Here is a 25,876-nt window from a genome sequence, read left to right as displayed (position 1 = left end):
GGTAAGACGATCGAATCGACCACACCGCCCTGATGGGAAGTGGGTCTGTGGAGACCAGCCAGCTAGCGAGCCGACCAAATACCCCAGACTACTTTTTCTTCCCTTCCTTCTTATCTTCGTCTTCCGTCGTCTTTTTCTTTTTCTTTTTCCCCACAACCGTCTTCGGAATTCGAACTTTGGGCAGGCCGATCGGGCTGGACTCATCCGTCCAGCGATCCTGCTTCTTCAAAAACTCGATCCGCTCTTCGCGTTTCAACACATTTCGAGCCCGAACGAGGCGTCCTTTTCGACGGAGGCTTTTATCAATTGACATCTGGATACTCCGATCTGCCTGACCAGATCGCTGGTGATTGAAGGCAGAATAAGCTGGGGAAACGGCGGTTGCGGTCGACCGTGCGCAGCCTGAACCGCTTGCTCAGTCGAGTCGAGCAGGATATGCGAAGCCATCTGTCGAAGCAACTCTTCGACAGCTGAACCAATCGACCGCGCGACCCCCAACAGAATGTGGCCGACGTCACCGTACCGGCGACATCTAGTGGTGTCAGCCGTTTCTTTCTGTAACTCACTGTAGGAAATTGCGTTGTTGCCGGGTATTATTTCCCCGGGTGCTGAGATTTCTGAGTCGTTGACCGCCACGGAGGTGCATTGAAATCGGCAATTTCTGAAAACGACGGATTGTGAGGTCGCTGCCATGATGTGTCCGTTTTGTCACCATGACGAAACTAAGGTGATCGACTCGCGCGGCAGCCAGGACAACGCAATCCGCCGTCGGCGAGAGTGCTTGAAATGTGTGCGGCGCTTCACGACCTATGAAAAGGTTGAGCGAACACCTCTTCGCCTTATCAAGAAAGACGGTTCCCGAGTGCCCTTCGAGCGGGAAAAAATCCGCCGCGGCATCGAGCGAGCCTGCTACAAACGCCCGATTTCGCAAGATCAAATCGATGAAGTCGTTGCAGCCGTTGAAGCCGATGTCGTCGAGATGTTCGACCGCGAGGTACCTTCGCAGTTTGTCGGCGAGCGTGTCTTTGAAGCGCTCCGCAGCCTCGATCACGTGGCCTTCGTCCGGTTCGCGTCGGTTTACCGCGAGTTCAAGGACGCTGCCGACTTCGTCGAGGAATTGACACCGATTCTTCGCGGCGCGAGGTAGCTGCGTCTAATCTCAACAAGCCGCGCATAACACAAGCCGCGCACGAAGTAAGCGGATCAAATCGGGCTACCTCCTGCGCAATCGATCCGCTTACTTCGTACGCGGCTCATGTGTTCGATGCGGTCAAGGGTTTCTGCACGTAGGCGCCGCCTCGGCTTACCCCGAATTCGGCGATCGGCAATTTGTCCGCCGATGTCAGGACCGGCATTGCCGTAAACGGGAGGCGTGAACTACTCTCCCCGGCCGAACCAATATCGCGGCCCGGCAGGATGTGAGCCGCGCAAGAACGCCGCAGAATTGCAGGAAGCAGTGGCAGACGCATGACGCGTGATTTGATCAGCCTGATCGAAGGCATTGGCTCGCCGCGCATTCTCGTCGTCGGCGACGTGATTCTCGACCAATACGTCTGGGGCGACGCCGAACGCATCAGCCAGGAGGCGCCGGTCCTGCTGCTCCGCGAGGAGTCGCGAGAGTCACGGCTCGGCGGTGCGGCCAACGTGGCCCACATGCTGCGTGGACTCGACGCCCACGTCACTCTCGCGGGAATCGTCGGAGCCGATGAAGAAGGCAATTCCGTCCGGACGGAGCTTGATCGCCTGAATGTCGACCACGCCCCGCTGATCGGTGATTCCGGTCGCCCGACCACGGTGAAACAGCGATTCCTCGGTCGTGCCCAGCAACGCCATCCGCACCAAATATTGCGAGTCGATCGCGAGTCGCGCGAAAATGCCTCGCAGAAGATTTCCGACCAAATCGTCCGCTCGATCAACAGTTACCTCTCGCAAGTCGACCTCGTCCTTATCTCTGACTACGGCAAAGGGGTTTGCACGCCGCGGATCGTGAGAACGATTATCGAGCAGTGCCGCAAACGTTCGCTGCCGGTGATCGTCGACCCGTCGTCATCCGGCCGCTGTGACGACTTCCGCGATGCGACCGCCCTCACCCCGAATCGACTGGAAACAAGTCGAGCGGCCGGAACGCCGATCCGGTCCGCAGAAGACGCCTTCGCCGCCGGCCGCACGCTCGTGGCGGGCCTCGGTCTCGACTACATCTTCGTCACTCTCGACAGCGACGGAATCGCCGTCGTCACCGCCGACGGTGCGGCCGAACTGCACCCGACGCGTCGCCGAAAGGTCTACGACATCACCGGAGCGGGCGACATGGTCCTCGCCACGATCGGCCTCGCCGCAGCCGCGGGGCTCGGCCCACACGACTTGGCTCGCCTGGCCAACGTGGCCGGCGGGCTCGAAGTCGAACAGGTCGGCTGTGTTCCGGTGGGGCGGGAAGAGATTATTGAGGATGTTCGCCGAGCCAACTCCAGAACAGGCGGCGGCTATGTCGCTGAATCCCTTGATGAACTGTGTAGTTTGATCGAACAGGATCGCAGCCACGGAAAGCGAGTCGTTTTCACGAACGGCTGCTTCGACCTGATGCATGCCGGTCACGTGTCCTATCTGGAAGAAGCCGCCGCGAAGGGAGACCGCTTGGTCGTCGGACTCAACAGCGACGCCAGCGTTCGCTCTCTCGGAAAAGGCGCAGACCGCCCACTTGTGGAACAGCAGCAGCGGGCCCGAATGCTCGCTGCCCTCAAATCAGTTGATTACGTCGTCCTATTCGACGAGTCGACGCCGCACAGTTTAATCGAAGCCATACGGCCGGACGTGTTGGTCAAAGGCGGTACCTATCGACCGGACGAAATCGTCGGCCGAGAGATCGTCGACGCTTATGGCGGCGAGGTCTGCCCACTCGGACTTGTGCCCGGCCTGTCGACAACGGCGCTCGTCGAGAAAATTCGCAACACGCCCTCCTCCACTGACACCGGTTCAAACGAAGCTCCTTCCGAGCGACGCGCGGCATGAAGATCGCCGTTTTCCTTCCCAATTGGATCGGTGACGCCGTGATGGCGACGCCGGCGCTGCGGGCGATTCGCGACGGATATCCGGACGCGGAGATTATCGCCATCCTGCGGCCCTATGTGCTCGACGCCGTCGACGGGACCAATTTGTTCGACCGCGTCATTCGCTGGAATCCCAAAGGCCCGTACGACGATGAGCGAGCGACCGGCGTCGTCCGTAAATTGCGGGCGGCACGCTGTGAATTGGGTGTGCTATTCCCCAACTCGATTCGCTCAGCCGTGATCGCCTGGCGTGGCCGGATCAAACGACGCGTCGGCTTCGCTCGCGATGGCCGGGGCTTTCTGCTAACCGACCGGCTTCAACCGAAGTCGCGGACGACACCCAACCCTGTGATTGACGAATACTGCCGACTCGCCGACGCCGTCGGCTGCGGAACCGACTCACGTCAAACGGAAGCGGCCGTCGCCCCGCTGCATCAATTGGAACTCGAAGAATTCTGGTCAGCGTTTCATCCGGCAATTCGCGAGCGGGGCATTGTCACCTTAAATCCCGGCGGCGCGTTCGGTGCGGCGAAGCACTGGCCGGCTGAGTCCTTTGCGGCGCTGGCTCGCCGGATATCTTCGGACCTTGATAAGACGGTCCTCGTCGTTTGCGGTCCGGCCGAGAAAAAAGAAGCTGAGCAGATCGTCGAACTGGCCGACCGGCCCGACATCTTAAGTCTCGCCGATCAACCGCTGACCCTCGGGCTGACAAAAGCCGCGATCCGCGACAGCGACGCACTCGTCACGACCGACTCCGGTCCCCGACATTTCGCGAAACCATTCGGAGTACCGACCGTCACGCTGTTCGGGCCGACTCACAAGGCTTGGAGCGAAACATACGATGAGCGATCAATTCATGTGCAGCTTGACCTCGACTGCGGCCCGTGCCAGCAACGCGTTTGCCCGCTCGTGCATCACCGCTGCATGAAAGACCTCGGCCCCGAGCGCGTCTTTCAAGCCGTCCGCAAACTGCTGGCGAACACGCAGGAAACTCGGAGGGCTGCATAGTGGCTACCGCCGAATTACTCGCTCCGATTGAGAAGCAGAGGTCGTCCGCAACCGGTCGAGTTCTCCGTCAACAATTCTGGATGAACCCTGAGTTCGCAGAGGTGCTAGTCGACGCGGAGCTCGACTCATTTGCCGCCTTAATCGACACCGACGCGGGCGAAGCCATGCGGCTCCTCGGCCACCGCGAGAACTGGCGTCTCACGCTTAATTCTACCGACGGACAATTCAACGCGTATTTAAAGAAACATCGCCAGCAGTCAATCAGCCGAATCGCCACCGCTTATTTGGGCGGACTTCATCCCAGTCCGGCTGCTTATGAAGCGACGATGAATCGTATCGTGTCCGAAGCGGGCATCCCGACGATGAATGTGATCGCCTACGGTAGCCGCGTTCTCAGCAACGGCACGACCGAAGGCGTCTTTCTCTCCGAGGAATTAAAAGGGTTCGAGCAGCTCGACCTGTTTCTTGAGGAACGTTTCCAAGCCGAAGGCGATCGGAAGTCCCCCGCCTTTCATCGATTAATCGATCGGGTCGCCGACGTCGCCGGGCGATTTCACCAAGCCGGATTTAATCATCGCGACTTTTACACCTGCCACTTCTTCGTCCGCGAACGGGAAGAGCACCACGCTGAAGTTGACTTCGACGTGCATCTGATCGACCTGCAACGCGTGCAGCATTGGCCGAGCCTGTTAAGGCGGCGATGGATCGTGAAAGACCTTGGTCAGTTTATTTATTCTTGCCCGCAACGCCTGTTCGGTCGCGACGAATTTGATCGTTTCTTCCGCCGCTATTTTTCGCGCAGCCAAATGACGTCTTCAACGGATGCTCTGCGCAAAGGCGCCGAGCATCGGGCCGACCGGATGACGAGGCGCCTGGGGTCGTATCGATGAATATCGCCTTAGTTCTCGACAGCTTCGACCCCGGTCGCGGTGGTGTCGAGCAATGGACCGCGCAGTTCGCAAGGCAATTGCTCTCACGAGGACACGAAGTTCATATCGTGGCCGAATCGTGTACCAATGACGTTGCGACGAACAGAGAATCGACAATTCGGTTTCACCAAATCCCTACGACGAAGAACCGCGTCGATCGGGCGGATGCCGCCGCCGATCTTTTAAGAACGGTTGATCAACAGATCGGCCTCGACGTCATTCATGACATGGGCTTGGGGTGGTATTGCGACGTCCTTCAACCTCATGGAGGTTCGCGAAAGGCTGCGGAACGTCGCAACCTCGAGCTCGCGCCGAAATGGATCCGTCCAGCAAAGCGTGGTCTCAGTTCACTTCTGCCGAGGTACCGAGACTTTAATGCATTAAACGAAAAGCAGTACGGTTCTAAAACAAACGATCGCGGCCAATCACGGATCATCGCCCTTTCAAAGCGGGTGAAAGCAGAACTGATTAACGATTACGACGTTGATGCCCGGCGAATCGACTTAATTTATAACGGTGTCGATACACAACGCTTCTCGCCCGCCCTGCGAGTCTCTCAGGGTGCTCGCTGGAGGACGCGGCTACTGGCCGACGATGATGACTGCTTGTTCTTAATCGTCGCGCACAACCTGCAACTCAAAGGATTACCAACGCTCATCCGCGCATTGGCGAGGATCGCGCCGGCATCTCCGCAGGCAAAAGTGGTGGTCGCCGGGGGCAAGCGGACGGAACCTTATCGCAGGCTCGCCGAGAGTCTCGGAGTCATCGACCGCGTTCAATTCCTCGGCCCGGTTGACGATGCGGCTCCGCTCTATGCAGCGGCCGACGTTTACGTCCAACCGACCTTCTATGATCCGTGCAGTCTCGTTGTGTTGGAAGCACTGGCGGCCGGCGTGCCGGCGATTACAACGGCGCGCAACGGCGTCGCCGAGCTGATTTCTTCATCGATCGACGGATATGTGGTCGATGACCCCGGCGATGATCGCGTGTTAGCGGAGAGAATGCGTGAGCTTCTCAACGCTGATCGGAGAGCGGCCATGGGCCGAAAGGCCCGACAGTTGGCCCAGCGGCACACGTTCGCTCGGAACGTGACCGAAATGCTCGCCCTCTATGCCCGCGTGACGAAGAATCGACACCGGCGTGCTGTGGCCTGAGGGCTGGTTGAGACCGGCTCAGCGACCGTTTAGGTTATGCGGCTCCGCATCACAGCCGACTTCGAGCCGACCACCACATGTCGCCAAGCGTCTCACTCTTCGTCGCGGCCGTCATTTCGTACCTGATCGGCTCGCTGACTTTCGGATTATGGATCGCCCGCTATGTGCGGGGCATCGACATCCGCGAACACGGCAGCCGAAACATCGGGGCGACAAACGTCGGGCGTGTGATCGGGATGAAGTGGGGTCTGTTCTGCCTATTTCTTGATGCCCTCAAAGGGCTGATCCCGGCGTTGATCCTTCCTCGATTATTGTTTGAAGACCCCTTTTATCGCGGGCACGCGACGGTCCTTTGCGGAATCGCCGCAATCGTCGGACATGTCTTTCCCATCTATCTGCGATTTCGCGGGGGCAAAGGTGTGGCGACGGCGGCTGGCGTCGCGGGTGCTATCTCATGGCCCGGTTTACTCGCCGCGGTGATCACCTTCGCGGTGAGCGTTGCCTTATCTCGGTTTGTGGCACTCGGGTCTCTCTTCGCCGCCGTCGCGTATAGTATTGTCGCACTAGCAATGACGCCCGAACCATTCGGCCCGGCCAATTGGAGTTCGACGGCGTTCGCCATTGCCGTGCCGATCCTGATCGTCGTTCGCCACATCCCGAACATCGGCCGGATCATAAACGGCACCGAGGCAAAAATCGGATCTCAACCCGAGACGCCGGAGTCGACGGCCTCTTCCGGCTAACATTTAAATTTCGATCTTGGGAAGAGAGACGAATCGACATGACCGACTGGTCGCAACTTCCATCGCAAATCCCCACCGATTCCGAATCCGACGCCGTCTTCGGCCAACCGGCAAGCGAAGAAGAAATCTCCAGGATTGAGGGTGAACTTGGCGTCCGTTTTCCAGCCGAACTCCGCAGCCTCTACGGCACATTCAACGGCTTCGGTGTGCCGTACCCCGGTTGGTCGGACGATGATGTGATGTGGCTGGTCCCGCCGCTCTCACGACTGCCCTCACTACGCGGCGATTTTCAAGAGGCCGTCTCCGAAACACACCCGGACGTGGCGTCCCGCTACTTGCCGGTGATCGACTACGCCAACGGCGACACGGCGGGATACTTGATCGATGAGCAGGGAATCGCCGCTGACGGCATCTTCAGCTTCGAGCATGAGTCATTCGAAGTTCGCTCAGATCAACCACTGGATGAATTCATTCAGCCCGCGGCAGAGAAACTAGCGGACCTTTTAATTCCTGATGAATAGGTGCAATGTCTTAAGAGGATGAATCGACCAAATTCAGCCGGCGTTGGGCTTTCTGAGACGCGAAAGCATTTCACCTTAAATTTGGGCCGCTTCCTCAGGTATCTCGTCGTTCGGTTCTGAGTCAGCCGTCGGCAACATCTCAGCTTCATCCGCATCGTCAGCGGATTCACGATCCCCCTGGCCGATCAGCACCACGATCGAACGGGCGGCGACATCAATCTTAAGCGTCTCCAGTGTCGGCTCTTCGCCCGGCGGATAAATATCCTCCGGCGATTCGGCCGCGGTATCGATGACGATCCGCCAAGTCTCGGCCCACCCCTCCTGCACCTGAAAATGCAGGGTTGAAGGGCAGCCGTTGATCATGACATAGATATCTTCATCGCCGCACCGCTCGCCGCGCAGACAGAACGCCAGTGACTGCGAATGCGGCCCCATATCGACGTGCTTGCCCGTCCCGTACCACGTAATGTCTTCACGCCAGAAGGTCGATCGGTTGATGGTGCTATGAGTTTTTCGGAAAGAGATGAACTCTTTCACAAAGCGAAACACGTCACGGTTTTGTTCGAGCCTCGTCCAATCAAGCCAGCTCGTTTCATTATCTTGATTGTACGGATTGTTGTTTCCGTCCTGCGTTTGCATAAATTCGTCTCCCATTCGGAACATCGGTGTTCCGTTCGAGAGAAACAGCAGGGTGAAATAATTTTTTACCTGCTGTCGACGCAGTCGCATAACTTTGGCCGGGACGTTGGTATCTCCTTCCCACCCACAATTAAATCGAAATTCGTGAGGGCCGTCGCGATTGTCCTCGCCGTTGGCCCAGTTACTTTTTTCTTCAAAACTGGCGAGGTCGTACAGCGGAGACCCGTCGTGCGATGAAATATAGTTAATACTCTGCCAGGGCCGACAACTGTTGAATTCATCGTCGGGGAACAGATCTCGACTGCCGTAGAGCCGCGTCATTAGTTCGGTGATCAGGCCCGATTCCCCCGCGACAAATCGCTGCATCGTATCGCGGTAAGCCCCGTTCCACTGCATCCACAACCAACCGGGAAAGCTGCGGCCCAACTGATACAATCCTGCAGCGTCCCAAGGCTCCGCAATTAAACGGGGTGTGATGGGGCCTTCGAAGGCGGACGTCAATTGCCCGAAGATCGGCGGCTGTTGATTATCAATCGACCCGTCCGATCGACGTGCGAAAATTGAAGCAAGGTCGAAACGGAACCCGTCGACGTGCATCTCCTTCGTCCAGTACTTCAAACTCTCAACGACGAGTTTCTGCACTGCCACGCTGTGAGCATTCAGAGTATTCCCGCAACCTGTGTAATTGGCATACGGGTGCAGTTCGTCGCCTGAGAACGTGTAATACAAGCCGCTGTCGATGCCCTTAAAACTATAGGTCGGGCCGGTTTCGTCGCCTTCGCAGGTATGATTAAAAACGACGTCGAGCAGGACTTCGATCCCCGCCTTATGAAGCTGCCGGACCATCTCGCGAAATTCATTTCGCTGATGGCAGTAGTCTTCAGGAATCGCGGCAAACTGACTGTGCGGCGCGAAGAAATTAAGGGGCATATATCCCCAATAATTTCCCTCGTGCGGATCGAACTGAAAGACTGGCATAAACTCGACGGCCGTGACCCCGAGTTCCACCAGGTACGGAATCTTCTCGATGATTCCCTCGAACTTCCCGCGGTTTGGCGCGGCGACTCCGGAATTCGGATTGCGAGTGAAGCCCCGGACGTGCATTTCATAGACGACGAGATCGTGTCCGTGCTGGATCGGCTGGTCGCCCTGCCAGTCAAATTCGCGATCGGCATCGATCACACCCAGAGCCGCTTTGCCCGCGTTGTCACCGGGACGACAGGCAGAGGACCGATTGAATTGGGGCGGGAAGTAAACGGCTTTCGCGTACGGATCGAGCAGCAGCTTCTTCTCGTCGAACGCATGCCAGACGTCGATGCCCTCGATCGGTCCGCTCGCGCGGTAGGCGTAAAACCGGGCACCGGGGGCCGAAGCTTTGGGAATGCGGCAGTGCCAGACCGGACCTGATCGGTTCTTGAAAAGATCGAACTCAAATTCCAACAGCGGCGTGCTGTGGGATTCGTCACCGTAAAGCAGGAGTGTCAATGACTGAGCCTGCCGCGAATACAGCGTAAAGTTCCAAGCCTGCGCAGCTTCGTCCCAGTACACTCCGGGTGGGTCGAGCGTTCCCTCTTCGGCGATCCACGGATTCATCAAATTCTCCGGTTGTTCCTTCGTTGTCTTCTACAATCTACCAAGACTCCCGCGGTTGTGCCTTGCCGCGGCATCACGTCAACCGATCCAAGCGCCTTGATGTTTCAATCTGAAATCTGCCGTGTTCGATTCCGACGAGATCACCTGCTACCACGAAGCCGGCCACGCGTTCATGGCGGTGCGATTGGGGGGATGGGTTCAGGAGGTGACGGTCGATCCCGACAACGACGATCGCCCGGCCCGCACCGGCGATTTGAGTGTGCAATGGCCGCCGGCCCAGTTGAAACTTTCGGTCGAGCGAGAGGTCTCCGTCGCTTTGGCCGGACCGGTGGCAGAGATGATTTACACCGGCGAGCCGTTTCATCCGGCCACTGTTGCCGAATGGTCAGCCGACTGGTCTGCGGCGTGGCAGGTCGCCGAAGATATGCTCTCCGATCACGCTCGACGGATGGCATACCTCGAAGAAGTCACCCGGCTGATTCATCGCCAGTTTAGCAACGATCGCATTTGGAGTGCTATCGCGGCACTCGCGGATGAATTGTCGGCCCACGAGCGGTTGGAGGGGGCCGACGTGGCCGAAATTGTGACGACGTGGATGAGATGATTACGCGAACCTCTATCCGATCAGCCACCAAACGATTCCGAGCAGTGCCGCGAGCGCGCCGACGATGATCCAGGTCGGCTTCGGTTCAGATGGGGCATCTTCGCGCGACAGATATTGCTCGCACCTCGGGCAGCGCGGGGAGTCTTCATAGACTTCCGCACCGCAGTGCGGACATTCGATTGTCGGCTCATCCGCGCCTTCATCGTATTCGCCGAAGTCGTCCGGGTCGGCGTCCCAGTCGGAGTCTTCGAGTTGATTCACGCTCACGTTCGACCAATTTCCACCAGCCAATCCTCAAATCAGATGACCGGCCACAATGCTCCGCGAGATCGCGATATTGACGTCGGTTGTCCCAACCGCGGCGAGAATATCGGCGACCGGCTTTTTACGGTCTGCCGACACTTTGCCTACGCCGGCGCCGCTTCGGCCGGTTCGATCGGGCAGGTATCTTCCCAGACTTCGCTGCTGAAGGCCTCGGTGACGAGACGTTCTTGCTCGAAGACATGGCTGGCATGCGAGCCGGTCGCCGGGCTGGCTGACGGGGGTCGGCTGATACAGCGGAGCGGGAAGCGATCGAGCAAGTTCGGCCCATGATGCGACCACACGAACCGCCAGGCGCCCATGTTCTCGGGCTCTTCTTGCACCCAAACGACTTCGGTCCCCTCCCGATAGCCCGCAAACGCCTGCTGCAGTTCTTCGATCGGATGGGGATACAACTCTTCCATCCGAATGATCGCGACATCATATCGCTCATATTTTTGGCGATACTCGTCGAGGTCGTAGTAGACCTTGCCGCTGCAGATCAGGATGCGGTTCACCTCTTCGTGCAACTCGTCGGTGATGTCGGGAATGACCCGCATGAATTTTCCAGTCGCCAGCGCTCCCAGTCCGCAGGTCGCGACGGGAGCCCGGAGCAGGCTCTTGGGGGTCATCACGATCAGCGGCTTCCGCCACTTGCGGAGCACCTGCCGGCGGAGCATGTGAAAGTATTGGTCCGGGGTCGACGGATAGCAGACCTCGATATTGTCTTCCGCCGCGGCCATCAGAAATCGTTCCAGCCGGGCGCTGGAGTGCTCCGGGCCCTGTCCCTCGAAGCCGTGCGGCAGGAGCATCACAAGTCCGTTGAGCCGGCGCCACTTGTCTTCTGCACTAGTGATGAACTGATCGATAATCACTTGGGCGGCGTTGACGAAGTCGCCGAACTGGGCCTCCCAGAGCACCAATCCGTCCGGCGTATCAAGACTGTAGCCGTATTCGAAACCGAGGACGCCGGCTTCCGAGAGCGGGCTGTTGACGATCTCAACCGGGGCCTGATCGTCCGAAAGGTGAGCTAGCGGCATGAAGCGTTCGCCGGTGACGTAATCGTGGAATACGGAATGGCGATGACTGAACGTGCCGCGCTCGACGTCCTGACCACTCATGCGAATGCGATACGGCTGATCGCCGCCGATGCCGGTCACGATTGACGCAAGAGCCAAGGCTTCCGCGGTGCCCCAGTTCAACTTCTGCTTGCCCTCGGCCATGTCCCGCCGAGTACTCAACAGCAGCTTCTCGATCTTCGGGTGCGGCGTGAAGCCCTCGGGCAAATCACATTGCTGCAGCAGGAGTTGGATCAGTTGTCCTTTGGGAACCGCGGTCTCGGGATCATCAGCGGAGTGCCCGCCTTTGTAATCGGACCAGATCCCTTTGCCGGCATTAGGCTTGGTCACTTTCACGTCGGCGCGGGCGGCCTTCAGATCGGCTTCGAGCTTCTTCCGGCTCTCCTTCAATATCTCTTTGGCGTCCGCTTCGGTCATCTCTTTCCGCTCGAGCAACCGCTCCAGATACGTCTCGCGGACGGTCGGTCGCTTTCCGATTGTCTGATACATGAGCGGTTGCGTGAACGACGGCTCGTCCGCTTCGTTGTGCCCGTGGCGACGGTAGCAGTACATGTCGATCACGACATCTCGCTGGAATTTCTCACGGAAATCGAGCGAAAGATTGATGACCTGAGCGACCGCTTCCGGATCTTCGCCGTTGACGTGAAAGATCGGGCTTTGCAGCATCCGCGCGACTTCGGTCGAGTAGAGCGTGCTGCGGCCCTGCTGCTCGCAAGTGGTGAAACCGATCTGGTTGTTGACGATCACGTGGACGGTGCCGCCGACGGTGTAGCCGTCGAGTTCGCTCATATTGAGCGTTTCCTGAACGATCCCCTCACCCGCGAAAGCGGCGTCCCCGTGGATCAGCAGGGCCATCTTCTGCTTGCGGTCCTCATCGCCGACGCGATCCTGCTTCGCGCGGATGCGACCGGTGACGATCGGGTTGATGAACTCGAGGTGACTAGGATTGAAGGACAGGGAAAGATGCACATTCCTGCCCGTCGCCGTTTCCCAGTCGGAGCTGTAGCCGAGGTGGTATTTGACGTCACCTCCGTACAGGTGCGACTCGGGGTCGTTGTCTTCAAATTCGCGGAAAATATCAGCCGGGCTTTTTCCCATGATGTTGGCGAGCACGTTCAAACGACCGCGGTGCGCCATCCCGAGGACGACCTCGTCGACGCCTTTCGTGCCCGCCTTTTCGATCGCCATATCGAGCAGTGGGATCAGGCTTTCGGCCCCTTCGAGTGAGAACCGTTTTTTGGAGACGTACTTTTTTTGGATGAACTCTTCGAACAGCACCGCATCGGAGAGCCGCCGGTAAATGCGGAGCTGCTCTTCGCGATTGAGCTTCAGATAGTTGCCGGTCCCCTCCATCTTATCCTGCAGCCAGGCCCGCACGCGGAGGCTGTCGATGTGCATGAACTGCACGCCGATGCTGCGGCAGTACGTCGATTGGAGCCAACTGATGATCTGGCGGAGCGAGCGTTTTTCGGGGCCGCCCATCCAGGTCGAGTTGACCTGCCGTTCCATATCAGCGTCGGTAAAGCCGTAGAATGCGGGATCGAGCTCCGCCGGCATCTCGTGTGGTCGTCCAAGCGGATCGATCTGTGCGGCAATGTGCCCGCGAACGCGATAGTTGCGAATGAGCTGGTCGACGCGTTCTTGCGTCGCGACCGCTTCGTGCAGTTCTCGTTTGAGTTCGCTCAGCACGTGCGGGGAGGTGCCGGCGATGACCGCGTTGGATTCGGTCCCCCCTCGACGGGCCGACGCGCTCCCCTCGGCCGACATGCCTTCGAAGTAATCACGCCAATCGGGAGAAACCGATTGCGGATCCTCCTGATAGGCCGCATACATTTGCTCGAGAAACGATAGACTTCCGGTGTTAAGCACGCTCGTTCCTTCGGCGGGCACGCGACCGTTACTCCCGTCGGAGCCAGCCGCGGCTGCTGAACTCGACTGTCCATCCTGCCCGGTCGATCCGGAGCCGGTTTTCACAAAATCTGGAGAAGACATCGGGGCGATTCAGCGGGGCTAACGGGGTTGGCTCGGCCACCGGGCGATTCAATAGCCGGATGCGTGTCGCGACGACACATGCATTCGTATCAATTTATTCTATTTAGGGAAGCTCGGGCAGGCTGAGAACGGGCCGACGGCTCAGAAATCTCGAAATAGACGTTCGGGCCGCATCGCCCGCCGACCCTCCCAAGACCGACATGAGTGACGCACAAGACCCGATCGAAATCGAAATTCAGAACGAAATCGGTCTCAAAAAGGCGGCTGCCCGACGCGAAGTGCTGGCCCGAAGAACGCGGCAGCCGAACAAAGACCCCGTCAGCCGTCAGATTCTGAACCGTGCTCTTGCGATGGCCGAATATCGCGACGCCCGAACGGTCCTGTTTTACGTCGACATCCGCAGTGAGGTCCGCACCCGCGATGTCCTGCCGATAGCATTGAAGTCACCCAAACGGATCGCCGTACCGTGGTGCCGGGACGACGGAACGCTCGCACTGTTTCATCTCCGAGACATGGCGGAGCTCAAGCCGGGCAAGTACGGAATCCTCGAACCCGATGTCGAATTGCGTTCCCGGGCGGAGCGACGAATCGATCCGCACGAGGTCGATCTCGCTTTGGTTCCCGGCGTGGCATTCACGCTCGCCGGTGATCGACTCGGCTACGGCAAGGGCTACTACGACCGGCTCTTGGCCGAGGTGAAACGGGAGTGCCATCTGATCGGCCTCGCCTTCGAGTGCCAAATCGTCCCGGATTTGCCGACCGGAGAGCACGACCGGCGGGTGCACGCGGTGCTCACCGAGGCGGGTCGGCATTCCTCATAGAATCCTGGCTTCAAATCTGTTCCCGCGGTTTCTACTGCCCGTGTCTGACTGAGTAACACAAGCCCACCGGATAGTGGATCAGTTCGCGCGGATCAGGAGTGACGGAGGGTGGCTATGGGCGGCGTTTTTACGACGCCCACAGGGAACTTGTCACTGACGCCGCCATCGTGAGACCATCGAAATCCGAGATATCGCGTTCCGGGGGCGGCGAAAGCGCCGCCCCCGGCCACCCAAGAAATAGCACAGAGTTCTTTCGAAATTGATCCGCGACCACCGACCGCGACGGTTTGACCCCTCGACCGCGGTCGACTACGATCCGCGAACCCTTACGGGACGGGTCAACCGTTCCGCGCGGCCTGCTTAAAACGGCGAAGGCACAAGGCGTTACTGTCGCATGATTTGCGACGATCGCCCGGCCGGAGCAGGTCGAGTCCCTGTGGTGCCTGCGAGGAATTTGATCAATGGCGGACCTTTCTGCGCAAGAGATTCTGGAAGCCGGCGTCCACTTCGGGCACCGCACGAGCAACTGGAATCCCAAAATGCGACCATACATTTATGGTCGCCGAAACCTGATTCATATTATCGACATCAAAGAGACCGTTCGCGGTCTGCTGCGGGCTCGTCGATATCTTCAGCAGGTCACCGAAGGCGGCGGGCAAGCCCTGTTCGTGGGCACCAAGCGACAGGCGGCCGAGCCGGTTCGCGAAGCAGCCGAAGCCTGTGGAATGCCGTATGTGACCGAGCGCTGGCTCGGCGGCACGCTGACCAACTTCCGGACGATCCGCCAGCGACTCAAGCGGCTCGAAGAACTGGAAAAGATGCAGGAAAGCGGCGAGTTCGCGACCTATTCCAAGAAGGCTCAGTCGCGGCTGATGCGGGAATATCGCAAGATTCACCGGAACCTCAACGGCATCCGCACGATGACGCGGCCGCCCGAATGCCTGGTGATCTTCGACCCGAACAAAGAGCACAACGCGGTCAACGAGGCGAACATTCTCGGGATTCGCACTGTCGCTCTGATCGATACCGATTGCGATCCGGACAAGGTTTCGCTCCCGATCCCGGGCAACGACGATAGCATCCGGTCGATCCGTTTGGTGGCCGACTTCCTGTCACAGTCGATCTCGGGCGAGAAAACGCAAGTGCCCGATAAGGATCAGGCCGAAGAGCAGGGCGATGAGCCGCGAGCGATCCCGTCGATCAAGTAGCGTTCGCGAACTTCGCGGAACTAAGGATTTCATCAAAGCAGACGCGGCGGCACAGCACCGGCGTCTCATGAGTCGAAGGAGAATGAATTATGGCCGAAATTACCGCAGCCGCGGTGCGGCAACTCCGGGAGCGCACCGACCTCCCGATGATGGAATGTAAGAAAGCCCTCGTCGCCTCCGACGGCGACGAAGAGCAGGCCATGGAGTGGCTTCGCGAGCGATCCAAGGGCAAGCTCGCCGACCGTGCCGGTAACGTCACGGCCGAGGGCCGAATCTTCCAGCACGTCGCAGACGACCTCTCGTCGGCCGCGATGGTCGAGATTCAATGCGAGTCCGAACCGGTCTCCGGGTCGGAGCATCTCGTCGGTTTCGGCGAACTCTGCTTGAAGCAGGTCGTTGAAGGCCCCGGTGCCGATACACCTGAGGAACTGCTCGGCCAGCAGGCTCCCGACGGCAGCGGCAAAACATTGCAGGAACTGTTCGACGAGATGTCGGGCAAAATCCGCGAGAAGATCGTCGTCCAAAACGTCTGCAAGCTCGAAGGTCCGGTCGCCGGTTACGTGCATCACAACCACAAGGTCGGCGTCCTCTTTCAGGCCGAAGGAGACAGCCCCGACGAGCAGGTCATGCGGGATGTCGCGATGCACATCGCCGCCCTGCGACCGAAATGCACGCACGCTGAAGATTTGCCGGAGGAAGAGGTCAAAGCCGAGCGGGAACGACTTTCCGAAGAAGCCCGCGCGACCGGCAAGCCGGAAAACATCATCGAGAAGATCGTCGATGGCCGGATGAAAGCGTTCTACGTCGAAGCCGGCGTGCTCGTCTTTCAGCCCTTCGCCAAAGACGACAGCAAGACCGTCAAGCAGGCACTCGCTGAGAAGGGCCTCAAGGCGAAGTCGTTCAAGCTGTGGACGATCGGAACCTGATTCGATTTTGCATCGCAAGACTGAACAAAGAACGGGTGAGGCCTCCGCGGTCTCACCCGTTTTTTCATTTTATCGAGACCCGCATTGTCGAACTGCCTGTTGAGACTTAAGAACCGGTGATCCGAAGAGCAAATCGTGCGTTCTTGCCGACGGATACGGCACGACTTTGAAAGAGTCTCATGAAGTTTCTGGGCAATCGATCAAAGCAAAAATCTTCGAAGTCATCTAAAGCCGGCGTCGGCTGCCTCGTGCTATTCGCGTTGCCCTTCGCCGCGGTCGGCGTGTTCATGGCTTATCGCGTCGCGACCGGGTTGTGGGACTACTCCACGATGCAATCGTGGCGCGAGACCGATGCCTGGATCACTCATCTCGAACTGGAAGAACATCGCGGGGATGATTCAACGACCTATCAGGTCGTCGCCGAATACGATTACGAGGTTCTGGGTCGCGAGTATCACGGCGACCGCGTGACGGTCTTCTCCGGTTCCGATAATGTTGGCCGTTTCCACGAAGAGTTGCACGAGCGACTAAAGCCGCATCTCAACAGCGATCAACCGACAACAGCCTATTTCGACCCGGCCGATCCAACCGCCTCCGTACTCGACCGCACGTTGCGTTGGGAGATGATCATCTTCCACCTCGCCTTCGTCGGTGCATTCGGCGGGGCCGGGTTCGGAATGATTGCGTTCGCCATCTATTCGATGTCGAGAGCCAAGCGAGAACAAGTTCTCGAAGAATCGTATCCGGACAAGCCCTGGCTGCAAAAACCGGAATGGGCCGAAGGCGTTATTCAATCGTCCAACAATGTCGCGATGTACGCCGCGCTCGTTTTCGGACTGATGTGGGAAAGCATCAGCGCGCCGATCGCGATTATGATATTTATGGACGACGATGTCCCTTGGTTCGTGCCGTTGATCATCCTCGCATTTAACGCGGTTGGGGTCGGGATTTTAGGTTTCGCCGGCTATAAATTTCTGCAATTGCGTAAGTACGGTCGTTCGGTTTTTGAAATGGCCTCAAATCCCGGCGTGATCGGCGGACGACTCGCCGGGGTGATCCTGTGCCCGGCCCGAATCAATCCGGACGACGACGCCTACCAGTTAAAACTATCCTGCGTCCGCAAACACAAGAGCGGTGACAGTACGAAGGAGACCGTTGTCTGGTCGTCTGAGAGGAGCATCACCGAAACCCTCAGCCGGGCCGATGACGAACGGACGGCGATTCCCGTTGTCTTCACAATCCCTTTTGACGAACCGCAGACCGAAGAGTTCACCGGCGGAAGTGTGAGTTGGAAGCTCTCCGCCACCGCTGAGACTCCGGGCATCGACTACCACTCCGAATTCGTAGTTCCAGTCTTTAGAACCGAAGACTCCCGAGAAGAGGTGACTGAAGATGCGGTCTTTGAAGAATCACCTGAGGCGGAGTTGCCGTTTGAAGACCTCATGCGACGCGACGGCCTGCGTGTCGAACGCAGTAACCACGAGTCACTGCACCTGATCATCCCACCGGCCAGGCATCTCGCCCCGGCACTCGGAGCGTCGTTGATGTCGCTCATCTTTACGGGAATCGGGATCGGCTTGTTGCTCTTCGGCGGAATTTTCCCCGGCTTGATCATCGGTGGGGCCACAATGCTATTTAGCCTGCTGATTGTGTGGTTCACACTCGAACTTTGGCTCAGGACATCGCGCATTCGCATTGACGGCCGTTATTGGAGCGTCCGCTCGAGCTGGAGCCTATGGCCGACCTCGCCGGTCGAGTTTGAAAGTTTCGACATCGCCCGCATTGCGATCTCGGGGAACAAGTCCTCCGTGGGCGACAAAAAACTACACACGATCGAAGCGCTCCTGAAAGACGGTCGCAAAGTGACCCTTGCACCACTGATCGGCGAGCGCCGTGTCGAACGCGCTCTGATCCAAGAGCTTGAGCGACTCAAGGACGCAGACTGAAACAGCCCGTCCGCGAGCATTGGCGAATCGCTGCCAATTGGGCCGTTTGTGAGGTCTATATCGGTTCCGCCGGTTCATCGCGCGCTACTGTGCCGGTCGTTCGTGATTCGACGATGATACGAAGGATAGCGAATGCCGCGATTCGAGCGGTTTCCCTGTCAGTAGTCGTCGATGCGATTCGAGCTGAAGAGCCGTCATCGACCGCGATGGGATCGACGCACGAACTCCGGGGAGACGGCCATGTATCGCACGCCGCTGATGGCCGCCACGGTCTTACTGCTGATCGCTGCGGTGTCATGCACGACGGTCGACGTGGCGAAGACGCGAACTGACGTCTCTGTAGAGCCGACGAACGATCGAGTCGCGAATCACCTTGCAGAAAGTCCCGCGAAATCAACGAGCGGTTTGGCGAAGATTAACATAGAGGTCGCCTCAGCAGATCAATCGAATTTCGCGCCCGAAAGCTCAGCGAGCGAAGTTTCTGAAGCCGATTCAATCCGAACAATCGCTTACGAAGACTTCAGCATCGCGGCGCTGCCTCCGAGTCCGGCCGACCGGGAATCGGATGAGTTCATTGTCGACGACCCACCGGCCTCCCGATCCGAGCATCGCTCGCTAATGCTCGATGAAGCGGAGGCGACGGCTCTCGCGTCAAACCCCACGCTGCAAATCGCGGCATGGCAAAAGCGCTCTGCGAACGGCATGGCTGTTCAGCAGGGGCTTAAGCCCAACACGCAACTCATCTATTCCGGCAACGAAATTGGGATTGATGGGGCCGCCGGGCAGCAGGGGGTCATGCTTTCACAGTTGTTCGTGACCGCCGACAAATTGGGGCTGGCCCGATCGGTCGGATCGTGGGACGCACAGGAAGCCAATTGGATTTACCAGACGCAGCGTCAACGCGTTTTGAATGACGTTCGATCCGCGTTCTATCAGGCCCTGGGCGCACAAAAACGAGTCGAGATCGCCCGACGACTCGATGCGATCTCGCTGAAAGGTCTCGAAAGCACCGATGCGATTGTGAAAGCGGGAGAAGCCGGCTTACCCGACAAACTTCAAGCCGAAACGCAACTTGCCGAAATTCAAATTCTGCTCCGCAATGCAGAAATCGATTTTGAGGCGGCGAAACGTCAGCTCGCCGGCTTCATGGGAGTCGACTCCCTCGGTGACGTCATTTTGCACGGCAGTCTCGAGGCGACGGAGTTGCCCGAGCATCAATTCGAAATTGCCTATGAACGCTTAATAGCGAACAGCCCGGAAATCCAACGGGCGTCGACGCGAATTCAACGCTCGCGGAATAACGTTGCGTTACAGGAACGCTGGGAAATTCCGAACGTCACCACGCAGGCGGGCGTTGCCTATGACGACGCCGCAGACGTGACGATCGCGAACGTGCAGGCGACCGTTATGTTGCCCTGCCACAATCGCAATCAGGGGAATATCGCCGCCGCTCAGGCAGAACTGGCGAGTAACGCATTTGAGGTCGACCGCATTCGTCGCAACCTGTCGAATCGATTGGCGGTGTCGATGCAAAACTATGACCGCGCTCGCCAGCAGGCCGAAACTTATCGGGATGTGTTAATTCCGAAAGTCGATCGCACGCTCGATCTCATCGATCAGGGCTACCGGGCGGGACAATTTAACTTCTTACGAGTACTGACCGCGAGGCAGCAATTCTTCAAGACCAACCTCGAATACGTCAACGTACTCGTGGCCGCCAACCAAGCCGCCGTGCAGATCGACGGACTCGTGCTTAGCGGGGGATTGACCGCAGTCGAGGCTCCGCAATCGCCCCAAGGACTTCGTGACTTTGTACTCGGCAATCGCTAATTAAAGAAAATTTCGTTCTAACCGAAAGAGGTCGAGAGCGAGCAATGGAGCAAGCCGCTCACGCTTGCAGTGCAGTTTGAAATTCGAATAGTGCCGTCATTAATTCAGCGGCTGAGAATTCCGTTTCGGCAGTGATTGAAATGGAGCTGCCGTCGATCCCGGCGGTCAGCTTCGAGCCCCGCAATTGAAATTCGCAGCGGTCTGCTTCCGGTGGATAATCCAAACTCTGAACGGAGCGGGGCATTTCGTTTTCGATCTTATCGATCAGTTCCGGCACCGAGATTGATTCTCTTAAGTTCATCGTGAGACGATGAAAATTCGCGCCGAATACGCCCTGGAACTTCTCTCCCAAACACAGATCAGGTTCGGCAATCTCTTCGACCGTTTCCTGCCAGCAAATGCAGCCGGACGACAGCGATGAAATCGGTGTGCAAGTAACCGAAAACGTGAAGTCCGGGGTCACGACCGATGCCGAACCTTCTATCGGGTCGAGCGTCCGGACATCCTGCCGCTTCCAGCGAAAGGCTCGGCGGCTGCGGCGGGTGACTTCTTCGATGCGGTTCTTTAAATCAGCCGCAGCGCACTCATTAAGAAATTGCCGACCGGACCGATTCCAAGTTTGCGGCACGGAGTAGTTTCGTGCGAAGCCCGACAGATCGCGGATTGAAAGTTCGCGGCTCACCGCCAAGCGAATCGTCGCGCCGTGCGATTCGGCCGAATCAACGGCTCCCGGCGGCGGCAATAATTTCGCCTTCGGATTTCCCTGATAGACGGCGGGATGCTGAATCCGTTTCGATGTGAAAGCCTCACGGAGCGATCTCTTGGTCGCCGACCGGATCGCGGAATCAAATCGCTTGGCCGTCAGCGATCCTGTGCGATCGGTTACGGAGGACAAATCGCCGACAATGGCTTCTGCGACGTGATGGCTCCAAATGCGTGCCTGCTCCACACCGCTCACGTGTGAGATCGATTGACCGTCATCGGCCACCGCAATGACCCACTTCGGCGAGAAAACGCAGATGGCGTCCGCGGTCGTCGGCAATCCGCTCAGCCCATCGGCATCGTCTGCTGCGGTAAGATCAAGAAACAGGGTGACGGGTTGATCAGAAAGCTTTCTGAGTCCCGCTGCGAGCGCAATCCAACGTCCGTCGGCCGACAGCAGTTCGATCTCGTGCTCGACCACCCGGGCGGCACCGCAGAAGTAGACGATGCCATGTTCGTTGCCATTCGCTCCAGCAGACAGTTCGCCGAATGCTTTGCAGAGTGCGTCGCCTGTTGCCTCATGGTCGATCAGCCGGGTGATCGCGATGCCGGCATCGCGGGTGCGTAACGCAGTGGCGATCGCCTCGGCCGCTCCAGACGCGTATGGCGTCCGCGGTGCCGCCTCTTTTTGGGTCTGCCCGATTCCTACGACGAGCGCTCGCATTGTCGGTTCGGTCGGGCCGGGGGAGTTGAAAGTGGTGAGTCGATGAAGTTGATCGCGATTTCTACTGCGATCGCACGCAATTCACGGTCGGAGTTGAATTCGTAATCTATGCTAGGGGAGCAAGACTTTTGAACCGTACCGTCCCGCCAAAACTGTCCCGCCAAAAACTTCATGATCGACTGGAATAGCCGACTCGACTCCGTACTCGGGGCGACATCGGAATCGAAAATCCCGCCAAATGTGAAGCTCCCAGTGCTTCCACATGCCGCGATCGAGTTCGCTCAGCGTTCGAAATCGGAAGATGTCACCGCGAAGGAATTGGGCTCGATCATCGAGTCGGACGGCGGGCTGACATGCGAATTGCTCAAGCAGGTCAACGGAGCGGCATCGGGCCTGACTCGCAAAATCGCGACCGCCGCGCAGGCGATTGCGCTGCTCGGACTGAAAACGACAAAGCTGTTCGTCCTAAGTGCGGCCGTCGACAAAGCAATGAAAACGCGAGAGTCTCGGCTGATTCACCTGAAAACGTTTTGGACCGCAAATCTCGAACGGGCGTTGTTCGCCCGCGAATTTGCGAAACTGCTGAAGGCCGATCCCGATGTCGCGTTCGCCGGCGGAATGCTTCAGGACTTTTTGCTGCCCACGCTCGCCAATGAGATGACGGATCACTATGTCGATCTGTTGGCCGCTCAGTCAAAAGCGTCGGAGCGGCGGCTCGACGAACGGGAGCGGCAGTCGCTGAAGTGGGACCATGCCGTGGCCGCCGGGCAACTGCTTCGCCAATGGGATTTTCCGGAAGAACTCGTTGCCTGCGTGGCCTATCACCACCACGGACTGCGATTGATGGCCGACAAGGAAATTGGCCGCTCCCCGGCAGCGGCGGTAGCCGTGTCCTCGTTACTTCCGGACGCGATTCGCCAATCGCCGAACGGATTGAATCAGCTCATCCAACTCGACCGGGCGTGGCCTGCGTTCGATCTCGAGGCGATCGCCGGAGTCATCGAAGATGAGCTTCAAAAAATGAACGCGCCTCGCGACACCTACGTAACGCTGGCCCGCCGACTCGAGTCCGCCATGGCGACCGCGTGAGACGCCTCGGGGTCGCCCGCCACAGTTCGTTCGCGTCCAAGAGCAGGCCCGGTAGCTGCGAACCCGATGCCTGATCACCGAGCCCGGCCTATCGAATGACGGCTGCCGGTCCGCTTTCCGATGCGGCAACGACGACGGCCGTCTCCCCGGTCGAATCGGGCGCGTCGGTGTCCCGCACTGCGAAACTGACAACGCCGGTATCGAAATGACCGCAGCGGCGACACTCCGGGTCAGCCAGTGCATCGGAGCGGATCGCGTTGCCCGCTCCGCAGGTTTCGCACTTCCATGCGAGAATCGGTCCTGTTGCCGGAATCAGGGCGTGACGAGCGATCGACCCCACGAACAGCAGCGAGGCGACGAGAGCCAACCCGCTGACAAATTTGCTCAACATGATCACGGCCTCCGGTAGTGTGGAAGACTCGACCGGAGCGGCCGAGCACCGAAGTTCACTTCATTATGAAGATTTGATTAACAAAAGGCAAATAATTGAGAAACCTCAATTGTTGATGCGAACGCTGTGCCGCCGAAATGCCTGCCGATGCAGTCCTCTCATAACATCCCTGAAGTGTTGCGCTTACGACTTGGAAACTTGCGTAGGAGGCGGGCCGCTGCCGAATTTCGCGCGCTCGGAATGCAATCAACCTGCACGCAAGTCGCTCACAAATTGATCAGTGGGGCCACGACGCGGGCGAAGCGTAAACTCTTCTGATTGTAATAGTTACAACGATTCGCCTGCGTCGGCTGTGAGCGTCCAGTCGGAGACGCCGTATCGCTCGCCGCAGTGCAGGCACCGCGGATAGTACGTGTATGCAGCGTCCGAGACGTTCGAACACGAGCAGGCGGGGCATTGCCAATTGATCAGACAGACGGGGCTGAGATTGAAACTCGCCCGGGTCAGCGTGCCGAGGCCGAACAGAGCGGCAATCAGGCATCCGAAAGCAAACAACTTGGCCACGGTTCGCTCCTTCGTTCCGCAGTGACTTGGGACCTGTCCCCTGGGTTTGCCATCCTGGCAACCCTGTGTGGGTTCGTTGCAGGTCCGCGTAAGCGCTACGCGGTGTGTCGACGAAGAACGTCTTCCGGCGTCAAGTTGTAGTGAGTCTGGCTGTAGGCTTCAGTTTCCGTCAGAAGTAGAATCGTTCGCCGGCACGCGGCACGTAACAGATGTGTCGATATTAAAAATCGGCGAACTTGGCAAGATCAATTGAGGATGAATCAGCAAGATTCGATGTTTCGCGCCGAAACCTATTTGGAAGCGCTTTGAGCGGTTCTCCATCCTACGCAAATGGGCGATTCGACGCTCGCCCCCGCCTTCGATCGCCACATCGGTTAAATTCCGCTTAAGAATTTCGCGACACGGGTTCGTGAAAACACGTTGGCCACCAGTTCTTCATAGGTTCTGAACGAACGGTGGCAAGCCGGTCCTCATCGGCAGATCTACCTCACTCTTGTATTCCGCGATTGGAACACTTGGCTCAGCATCAAGTGGGGCGCCCCCCGAATAGCAGCATTACGTCATTCGTGGCGGAGGGCTTCGATGGGATCAAGGCGACTCGCGTTACGGGCGGGCCAGACGCCAAACACGACGCCGATGCCGACCGAAATCAGAAACGCGACCGGCAGGCTCCAAGGCGCGACCACCGGTGTCATTTGCGTAAACAGACGTGCAAATTCGTTCGTGCCCGCCGCTGATTCTTCCAGCACGAAGGCTTGAAGGAACGATCTGAGGCTACCGAATGCGAAAGGCGTTAAGAGACCAAAAATTATCCCGATGACTCCCCCCGAACCGGACAGCACGATCGTTTCGGTCAGAAATTGCCTGAGAATATCGGACTGTTTCGCGCCGAGCGCTCGACGAATTCCGATCTCGCGGGTTCGCTCTGTCACGGTCGCGAGCATGATGTTCATGATGCCGATGCCACCAACGATTAAGCTGATCGCGGCGATCGAGCCGAGCACGACATTGAAGATTTGCCGAATCTGATCGGCCTGCTTGAGCAGTTCAAGCGGCACAACGACTGAATAGTCTTTTGACCGTGCGTGCGTATAAGCGAGTGTCTCGCGGACGACCTCGGCCGTGGGAACGACATCGTCGCGGTGACGCACCTTTAGGGTGATTTGATTTAGTTCAATCTCTTCGGCGGAGCGGGAACCGGCACTGCGTTTATAGATGAAGTCGCCGACGCGCGCCTGAAACGTCCGGACCGGGATATAGACATCGGCCGAATAGCTCTGCCCGGCCAAAGACCCACCGACCGCGGCCGTCGCTTCACGAGGCTTCGTGACGCCGACGATGCGATACAGGTTCTCGCCGACACGGACCACCTTATTAATCGGGTCTTGCGCGACGTAGAGTTTTCCGGCCACGTCGTGGGCGATCACGGCCACGTTGACCATGAGGTCATTGTCGGAATCGGTCAGAAAACGCCCCTGCGAGATCTGAAGGTTATTGAGCTGACGATAGGCCGGAGTGCAGCCGACGAGCCGTCCGTTGATCACTTTCGTGCCATGGCGAAACTCCTGAGCGGCTTCCCGGATCGGAGCCGCTTCCAAGAGGTTGGGCAGTGTCTCGCGCAGAATCCGATAGTCGTCTCGCGTCAGCCCGTACGCGAGAACGCGCGACGTATTCGATGCGCCCGCGTCTTCCGGTGGCTTCACGCTGCGGACGATGACGTTCGTCGCACCAAGTGCGAGCACCTGCCGCTGCGCTTCGCGGCTCGCGCCCTCGCCGATCGCCAACATCGCGATCACGCTGAACACACCGAACACGATACCCAGCACCGTCAACCCGCTGCGCAATTTGTGCAGCAGGATGCTCTTTATAGCCAGACGGATGGTGCGGAGGAAACTCACGTTCTTAGCTCTCTGTATTCAGCGATCGGCTCTTAGCTATCAGCTATCGGCGACCGGCGATCGGCTTTCGGCTTTCGGCAATCGGCTATCGGCTAATGAATTGGTTACGGCTCTCGTACTCTCTCCGTGCCGACAACGTTTCGCTCCACGTGAATCAATTTAGAATAGCTC

The 25,876-nt window shown here is 58.3% G+C and carries 22 protein-coding genes; 14 read left to right on the top strand and 8 right to left on the bottom strand.

Annotation, left to right across the window (positions count from 1 at the left end; genetic code table 11):
- Window positions 1–88: 88 nt before the first annotated feature.
- Window positions 89–313: a small basic protein gene (locus tag Pan189_RS02520; protein WP_145362392.1), complete on the bottom strand. Its 225-nt coding sequence runs from the start codon at window positions 311–313 to the stop codon at window positions 89–91.
- A 378-nt stretch (window positions 314–691) separates the two neighbouring features.
- Here Pan189_RS02520 and nrdR point away from each other — a divergent pair, with 378 nt between their 5' ends.
- The 7 genes from nrdR to Pan189_RS02485 all read left to right on the top strand — a co-directional run bounded on the left by nrdR (window position 692) and on the right by Pan189_RS02485 (window position 7,399).
- Complete coding sequence (nrdR, locus tag Pan189_RS02515) at window positions 692–1,147, top strand: transcriptional regulator NrdR (protein WP_145362391.1); 456 nt, start codon at window positions 692–694, stop codon at window positions 1,145–1,147.
- 320 nt (window positions 1,148–1,467) lie between these two features.
- The gene (gene rfaE2 / locus Pan189_RS02510; protein WP_145362390.1) at window positions 1,468–3,006 is read left to right on the top strand and encodes a D-glycero-beta-D-manno-heptose 1-phosphate adenylyltransferase; all 1,539 of its coding nucleotides are present in this window, start codon (window positions 1,468–1,470) and stop codon (window positions 3,004–3,006) included.
- A complete protein-coding gene (gene waaF, locus Pan189_RS02505) occupies window positions 3,003–4,052 on the top strand; it encodes a lipopolysaccharide heptosyltransferase II (protein ID WP_145362389.1) in 1,050 nt (349 codons plus the stop codon). The genes rfaE2 and waaF overlap by 4 nt, the downstream gene beginning before the upstream one ends.
- Window positions 4,052–4,942, top strand: coding sequence for a lipopolysaccharide kinase InaA family protein (locus tag Pan189_RS02500; RefSeq protein WP_145362388.1), 891 nt, complete (start codon window positions 4,052–4,054; stop codon window positions 4,940–4,942). The genes waaF and Pan189_RS02500 overlap by 1 nt, the downstream gene beginning before the upstream one ends.
- Window positions 4,939–6,135, top strand: a complete 1,197-nt coding sequence (locus Pan189_RS02495; RefSeq protein WP_145362387.1) for a glycosyltransferase family 4 protein — start codon at window positions 4,939–4,941, stop codon at window positions 6,133–6,135. The genes Pan189_RS02500 and Pan189_RS02495 overlap by 4 nt, the downstream gene beginning before the upstream one ends.
- A 77-nt stretch (window positions 6,136–6,212) precedes the next feature.
- Window positions 6,213–6,878, top strand: coding sequence for a glycerol-3-phosphate 1-O-acyltransferase PlsY (plsY, locus tag Pan189_RS02490; RefSeq protein WP_145362386.1), 666 nt, complete (start codon window positions 6,213–6,215; stop codon window positions 6,876–6,878).
- 38 nt (window positions 6,879–6,916) lie between these two features.
- Entirely contained in the window at window positions 6,917–7,399 is a 483-nt protein-coding gene (locus Pan189_RS02485) for an SMI1/KNR4 family protein (protein ID WP_145362385.1), read from the top strand.
- A gap of 75 nt (window positions 7,400–7,474) precedes the next feature.
- Here the strand turns inward: Pan189_RS02485 and Pan189_RS02480 are convergent, their stop codons facing one another.
- Window positions 7,475–9,631, bottom strand: coding sequence for a glycogen debranching protein (locus tag Pan189_RS02480; RefSeq protein ID WP_145362384.1), 2,157 nt, complete (start codon window positions 9,629–9,631; stop codon window positions 7,475–7,477).
- 121 nt (window positions 9,632–9,752) lie between these two features.
- Here Pan189_RS02480 and Pan189_RS02475 point away from each other — a divergent pair, with 121 nt between their 5' ends.
- On the top strand, window positions 9,753–10,235 hold the full coding sequence (locus Pan189_RS02475) for a hypothetical protein (protein WP_310820983.1): 483 nt from the start codon (window positions 9,753–9,755) through the stop codon (window positions 10,233–10,235).
- A 12-nt stretch (window positions 10,236–10,247) separates the two neighbouring features.
- Here the strand turns inward: Pan189_RS02475 and Pan189_RS02470 are convergent, their stop codons facing one another.
- Both Pan189_RS02470 and Pan189_RS02465 read right to left on the bottom strand, forming a co-directional pair.
- Window positions 10,248–10,502 carry a zinc ribbon domain-containing protein gene (locus tag Pan189_RS02470; RefSeq protein WP_145362383.1) on the bottom strand — a complete coding sequence of 85 codons (255 nt, stop codon included), beginning with the start codon at window positions 10,500–10,502 and terminating at the stop codon, window positions 10,248–10,250.
- Between the two features lie 140 nt (window positions 10,503–10,642).
- Window positions 10,643–13,606: a 2-oxoglutarate dehydrogenase E1 component gene (locus tag Pan189_RS02465; RefSeq protein WP_145362382.1), complete on the bottom strand. Its 2,964-nt coding sequence runs from the start codon at window positions 13,604–13,606 to the stop codon at window positions 10,643–10,645.
- A 200-nt stretch (window positions 13,607–13,806) separates the two neighbouring features.
- Between Pan189_RS02465 and Pan189_RS02460 the strand changes: the two genes are divergently transcribed.
- The 5 genes from Pan189_RS02460 (at window position 13,807) to Pan189_RS02440 (ending at window position 20,337) form a co-directional block, all read left to right on the top strand.
- Window positions 13,807–14,427: a 5-formyltetrahydrofolate cyclo-ligase gene (locus Pan189_RS02460; RefSeq protein WP_145362381.1), complete on the top strand. Its 621-nt coding sequence runs from the start codon at window positions 13,807–13,809 to the stop codon at window positions 14,425–14,427.
- Between the two features lie 461 nt (window positions 14,428–14,888).
- Window positions 14,889–15,635, top strand: a complete 747-nt coding sequence (gene rpsB, locus Pan189_RS02455; protein WP_145362380.1) for a 30S ribosomal protein S2 — start codon at window positions 14,889–14,891, stop codon at window positions 15,633–15,635.
- Window positions 15,636–15,724: 89 nt separating this feature from the next.
- Window positions 15,725–16,561 (top strand): translation elongation factor Ts, encoded by an 837-nt coding sequence (tsf, locus tag Pan189_RS02450; protein ID WP_145362379.1) that lies wholly within the window; start codon window positions 15,725–15,727, stop codon window positions 16,559–16,561.
- A gap of 179 nt (window positions 16,562–16,740) precedes the next feature.
- On the top strand, window positions 16,741–18,507 hold the full coding sequence (locus tag Pan189_RS02445) for a DUF3592 domain-containing protein (RefSeq protein WP_145362378.1): 1,767 nt from the start codon (window positions 16,741–16,743) through the stop codon (window positions 18,505–18,507).
- Between the two features lie 240 nt (window positions 18,508–18,747).
- Complete coding sequence (locus Pan189_RS02440; RefSeq protein ID WP_310820982.1) at window positions 18,748–20,337, top strand: TolC family protein; 1,590 nt, start codon at window positions 18,748–18,750, stop codon at window positions 20,335–20,337.
- A 58-nt stretch (window positions 20,338–20,395) separates the two neighbouring features.
- Here the strand turns inward: Pan189_RS02440 and Pan189_RS02435 are convergent, their stop codons facing one another.
- Window positions 20,396–21,763, bottom strand: coding sequence for a hypothetical protein (locus Pan189_RS02435; protein WP_145362376.1), 1,368 nt, complete (start codon window positions 21,761–21,763; stop codon window positions 20,396–20,398).
- 171 nt (window positions 21,764–21,934) lie between these two features.
- Here Pan189_RS02435 and Pan189_RS02430 point away from each other — a divergent pair, with 171 nt between their 5' ends.
- The gene (locus tag Pan189_RS02430; protein ID WP_145362375.1) at window positions 21,935–22,852 is read left to right on the top strand and encodes an HDOD domain-containing protein; all 918 of its coding nucleotides are present in this window, start codon (window positions 21,935–21,937) and stop codon (window positions 22,850–22,852) included.
- An 88-nt stretch (window positions 22,853–22,940) separates the two neighbouring features.
- Here Pan189_RS02430 and Pan189_RS02425 read toward each other — a convergent pair whose 3' ends face one another.
- The 3 genes from Pan189_RS02425 to Pan189_RS02415 all read right to left on the bottom strand — a co-directional run bounded on the left by Pan189_RS02425 (window position 22,941) and on the right by Pan189_RS02415 (window position 25,705).
- Complete coding sequence (locus tag Pan189_RS02425) at window positions 22,941–23,243, bottom strand: hypothetical protein (RefSeq protein ID WP_145362374.1); 303 nt, start codon at window positions 23,241–23,243, stop codon at window positions 22,941–22,943.
- Window positions 23,244–23,570: 327 nt separating this feature from the next.
- Window positions 23,571–23,807, bottom strand: coding sequence for a hypothetical protein (locus Pan189_RS02420; RefSeq protein ID WP_145362373.1), 237 nt, complete (start codon window positions 23,805–23,807; stop codon window positions 23,571–23,573).
- Window positions 23,808–24,367: 560 nt separating this feature from the next.
- Window positions 24,368–25,705, bottom strand: coding sequence for an ABC transporter permease (locus Pan189_RS02415; RefSeq protein ID WP_145362372.1), 1,338 nt, complete (start codon window positions 25,703–25,705; stop codon window positions 24,368–24,370).
- Window positions 25,706–25,876: the final 171 nt, after the last annotated feature.

This window comes from Stratiformator vulcanicus (assembly GCF_007744515.1).
Taxonomy (GTDB): Bacteria; Planctomycetota; Planctomycetia; order Planctomycetales; family Planctomycetaceae; genus Stratiformator; species Stratiformator vulcanicus.
The sequence above is the reverse complement of the archived record's forward strand: the minus strand, read 5'-3'. Positions and strand labels throughout refer to the sequence as shown.

Excerpts from the sequence above, each read along its gene's own strand:
- Pan189_RS02520 (WP_145362392.1), bottom strand. The coding sequence starts at position 313 with ATGTCAATTGATAAAAGCCTCCGTCGAAAAGGACGCCTCGTTCGGGCT.
- nrdR (WP_145362391.1), top strand. The coding sequence starts at position 692 with ATGATGTGTCCGTTTTGTCACCATGACGAAACTAAGGTGATCGACTCG.
- rfaE2 (WP_145362390.1), top strand. The coding sequence starts at position 1,468 with ATGACGCGTGATTTGATCAGCCTGATCGAAGGCATTGGCTCGCCGCGC.
- waaF (WP_145362389.1), top strand. The coding sequence starts at position 3,003 with ATGAAGATCGCCGTTTTCCTTCCCAATTGGATCGGTGACGCCGTGATG.
- Pan189_RS02495 (WP_145362387.1), top strand. The coding sequence starts at position 4,939 with ATGAATATCGCCTTAGTTCTCGACAGCTTCGACCCCGGTCGCGGTGGT.
- plsY (WP_145362386.1), top strand. The coding sequence starts at position 6,213 with ATGTCGCCAAGCGTCTCACTCTTCGTCGCGGCCGTCATTTCGTACCTG.
- Pan189_RS02485 (WP_145362385.1), top strand. The coding sequence starts at position 6,917 with ATGACCGACTGGTCGCAACTTCCATCGCAAATCCCCACCGATTCCGAA.
- Pan189_RS02480 (WP_145362384.1), bottom strand. The coding sequence starts at position 9,631 with ATGAATCCGTGGATCGCCGAAGAGGGAACGCTCGACCCACCCGGAGTG.
- Pan189_RS02465 (WP_145362382.1), bottom strand. The coding sequence starts at position 13,606 with ATGTCTTCTCCAGATTTTGTGAAAACCGGCTCCGGATCGACCGGGCAG.
- Pan189_RS02460 (WP_145362381.1), top strand. The coding sequence starts at position 13,807 with ATGAGTGACGCACAAGACCCGATCGAAATCGAAATTCAGAACGAAATC.
- rpsB (WP_145362380.1), top strand. The coding sequence starts at position 14,889 with ATGGCGGACCTTTCTGCGCAAGAGATTCTGGAAGCCGGCGTCCACTTC.
- tsf (WP_145362379.1), top strand. The coding sequence starts at position 15,725 with ATGGCCGAAATTACCGCAGCCGCGGTGCGGCAACTCCGGGAGCGCACC.
- Pan189_RS02445 (WP_145362378.1), top strand. The coding sequence starts at position 16,741 with ATGAAGTTTCTGGGCAATCGATCAAAGCAAAAATCTTCGAAGTCATCT.
- Pan189_RS02440 (WP_310820982.1), top strand. The coding sequence starts at position 18,748 with ATGTATCGCACGCCGCTGATGGCCGCCACGGTCTTACTGCTGATCGCT.
- Pan189_RS02435 (WP_145362376.1), bottom strand. The coding sequence starts at position 21,763 with ATGCGAGCGCTCGTCGTAGGAATCGGGCAGACCCAAAAAGAGGCGGCA.
- Pan189_RS02430 (WP_145362375.1), top strand. The coding sequence starts at position 21,935 with ATGATCGACTGGAATAGCCGACTCGACTCCGTACTCGGGGCGACATCG.
- Pan189_RS02425 (WP_145362374.1), bottom strand. The coding sequence starts at position 23,243 with ATGTTGAGCAAATTTGTCAGCGGGTTGGCTCTCGTCGCCTCGCTGCTG.